The organism is Kitasatospora sp. NPDC041917 (genome assembly GCF_055589745.1).
Genome location: NZ_JBVJBI010000100.1, coordinates 1 through 2,237, shown reverse-complemented (window position 1 = coordinate 2,237; position 2,237 = coordinate 1). Strand labels below are relative to the sequence as shown.

Genomic DNA, 2,237 nt, shown 5'->3' with positions numbered 1-2,237 from the left:
TCGGTCGAGGGCGGTGTGGTGCGGGGTCGTCGTGACGGTGACGCGGCGACGGAGCTGGTCGAGGCGGCGCTGCCGGCGGTGGTCTCGGTGACGGACCAGTCGGGCGAGGCCCGGTACCCGTCGTTCAAGGGGATCATGGCGGCGAAGAAGAAGCCGGTGCAGTCGCTGGACCTGGACGACCTGGGCATCGAGGCGGACGAGGTCGGTCTGGCGGGTTCGTGGACGGCGGTCGAGTCGGTGGCGGCGCGTCCGGCGCGGACCGCGGGCACGGTCGTCAAGGACGAGGGCGAGGGCGGCAAGTCGCTCGCCGCCTTCCTCGCCGACCAGAAGTTCATCTGATCGGGCGGCCTCGCCGACCGGAAGTCCGTTCGAACCGCCCCACCCCCCGACCCAGCGAAACACGGAGACATTGAGCAATGGCTGAGATTCTCGTCCTGGTGGACCACGCCGACGGTGCGGTCCGCAAGCCGGCCCTGGAGCTGCTGACCCTGGCCCGCCGCATCGGCGAGCCGTCCGCCGTCGTCCTCGGCGCCGGTGCGGCCGCGGCCGACATCGCGGCGAAGGCCGGCGAGTACGGCGCGGTGAAGGTGTACGTCGCCGACGGCGCCGAGTTCGCCGACCAGCTGGTCGTCCCCAAGGTGGACGCCCTGGCCCAGATCGCCGGGGCCGGCGACGTCGCCGCCGTGCTGGTGACGTCCTCCGGCGAGGGCAAGGAGGTCGCCGCGCGCGTCGCGCTGCGGATCGGCTCCGGCATCATCACCGACGCCGTCGACCTGCGCGCCGGCGACCAGGGCCCGATCGCCACCCAGTCGGTGTTCGCCGCCTCGTACACCGTCGACTCCCGGGTGAGCAAGGGCGCGCCGGTCATCACCGTCAAGCCGAACGCCGTCGCCCCGGAGGCCGCCCCGGCGGCCGGTGCGGTGGAGAACGTCGCCGTCGCGTTCACCGGCAACGCGGCCAAGGTGACCTCGCGCACCCCGCGCGTGTCCTCCGGCCGCCCGGAGCTGACCGAGGCCGCCATCGTGGTCTCCGGCGGCCGCGGCGTCGGTGCCGCCGAGGGCTTCGGCGTGGTCGAGGAGCTCGCGGACGCGCTGGGCGCGGCCGTCGGCGCCTCGCGCGCCGCCGTGGACGCCGGCTGGTACCCGCACAGCAGCCAGGTCGGCCAGACCGGCAAGCAGGTCTCCCCGCAGCTGTACGTGGCCAACGGCATCTCGGGCGCGATCCAGCACCGGGCCGGCATGCAGACCTCGAAGACCATCGTGGCCGTCAACAAGGACTCCGAGGCCCCGATCTTCGAGCTCGCCGACTACGGCGTGGTCGGCGACCTCTTCGAGGTGCTGCCGCAGCTCACCGCCGAGGTGAAGGCCCGCAAGGCCTGATCCCCGGACGACAGCGGAGGGCGTGGCGCCGAGTGGTACTCGGTGCCACGCCCTCCGTCGTCTCCGTCGCTCTCCGGCAGCGCCCCGGGCGCGCCGTCCGCCCCGCCCGCCGCACGGTCCCCCGGCGGATCACTCCGCGACGAAGGCCGCGAGGTGCTGGGTGGCGAGGTGCTGGGTGAAGCCGCCCTGGGCCGGCGGCAGCGGGCGCGGCTCGGTGTCCTGCACCGGCGGTGGCGGCTCCATCGGCAGCAGCCGCAGTTCCGGCTGGTCGGAGTCGGGGGAGGGGAGCAGCCGCACCCGGGTGCCGACCGGCACGGTGCTGCGCATCCCGTCCACGATGCACCAGACGTCGAAGCCCTCCGCCATGCGGATCAGGGACTTCTGACGGACCAGCGGCGTCCGGGCCTGTTCGACCGCGCAGCGCCGCACCACGCCGGTGCCCTCGCTGGGCTCCAGCCTGAGGTCGGTGGATCCGCAGGTGGGGCAGAGCAGCCGCTGGAAGGTCGGGTTGTTGCACCACGTGCAGCGCTGGAAGTACAGCGTCGTGCTGCGGGTGTCGGCATCGATGGCTGAGTGGATCACGCTGTCATCTCCCTGCGCTCGGACCGGCTCGTTCGGCAGAAGTTCGGCAGAAGTTCGGCACGAAAAGGATAGGGAACTCAGTACCGCGAAGGGAAGGCACTGAGTTCCCTTTTTGCCGCGCGCATGCATAATGAAGGGTACTGAGTACCGTCGTGAAACAGGAGTGGCGATCATGAGCCAGGACTTCGATCTCTTCCGGATCTCCGAGGAGCACGGGATGCTCCGTGAGGCGGTGCGTTCGCTGGCCGAGGCGAAGATCGCTCCGTTCGCGGCGGA

At 71.9% G+C, this 2,237-nt stretch carries 3 protein-coding genes; 2 read left to right on the top strand and 1 reads right to left on the bottom strand.

The features are described from left to right. A partial coding sequence (locus tag ACZ6EM_RS40295; RefSeq protein ID WP_465774665.1) for an electron transfer flavoprotein subunit beta/FixA family protein occupies positions 1-339 on the top strand: 339 nt, incomplete at its 5' end. A 77-nt stretch (positions 340-416) separates the two neighbouring features. Beyond that, complete coding sequence (locus ACZ6EM_RS40290; RefSeq protein WP_465774664.1) at positions 417-1,379, top strand: electron transfer flavoprotein subunit alpha/FixB family protein; 963 nt, start codon at positions 417-419, stop codon at positions 1,377-1,379. Positions 1,380-1,508: 129 nt separating this feature from the next. Here the strand turns inward: ACZ6EM_RS40290 and ACZ6EM_RS40285 are convergent, their stop codons facing one another. Next, on the bottom strand, positions 1,509-1,961 hold the full coding sequence (locus ACZ6EM_RS40285; protein WP_359915655.1) for a PhlB family protein: 453 nt from the start codon (positions 1,959-1,961) through the stop codon (positions 1,509-1,511). Positions 1,962-2,237 lie beyond the last annotated feature (276 nt).

What these genes read in the sequence shown, in the direction of transcription:
- ACZ6EM_RS40290 (WP_465774664.1), top strand. Translation starts at nt 417, where the DNA reads ATGGCTGAGATTCTCGTCCTGGTGGACCACGCCGACGGTGCGGTCCGC.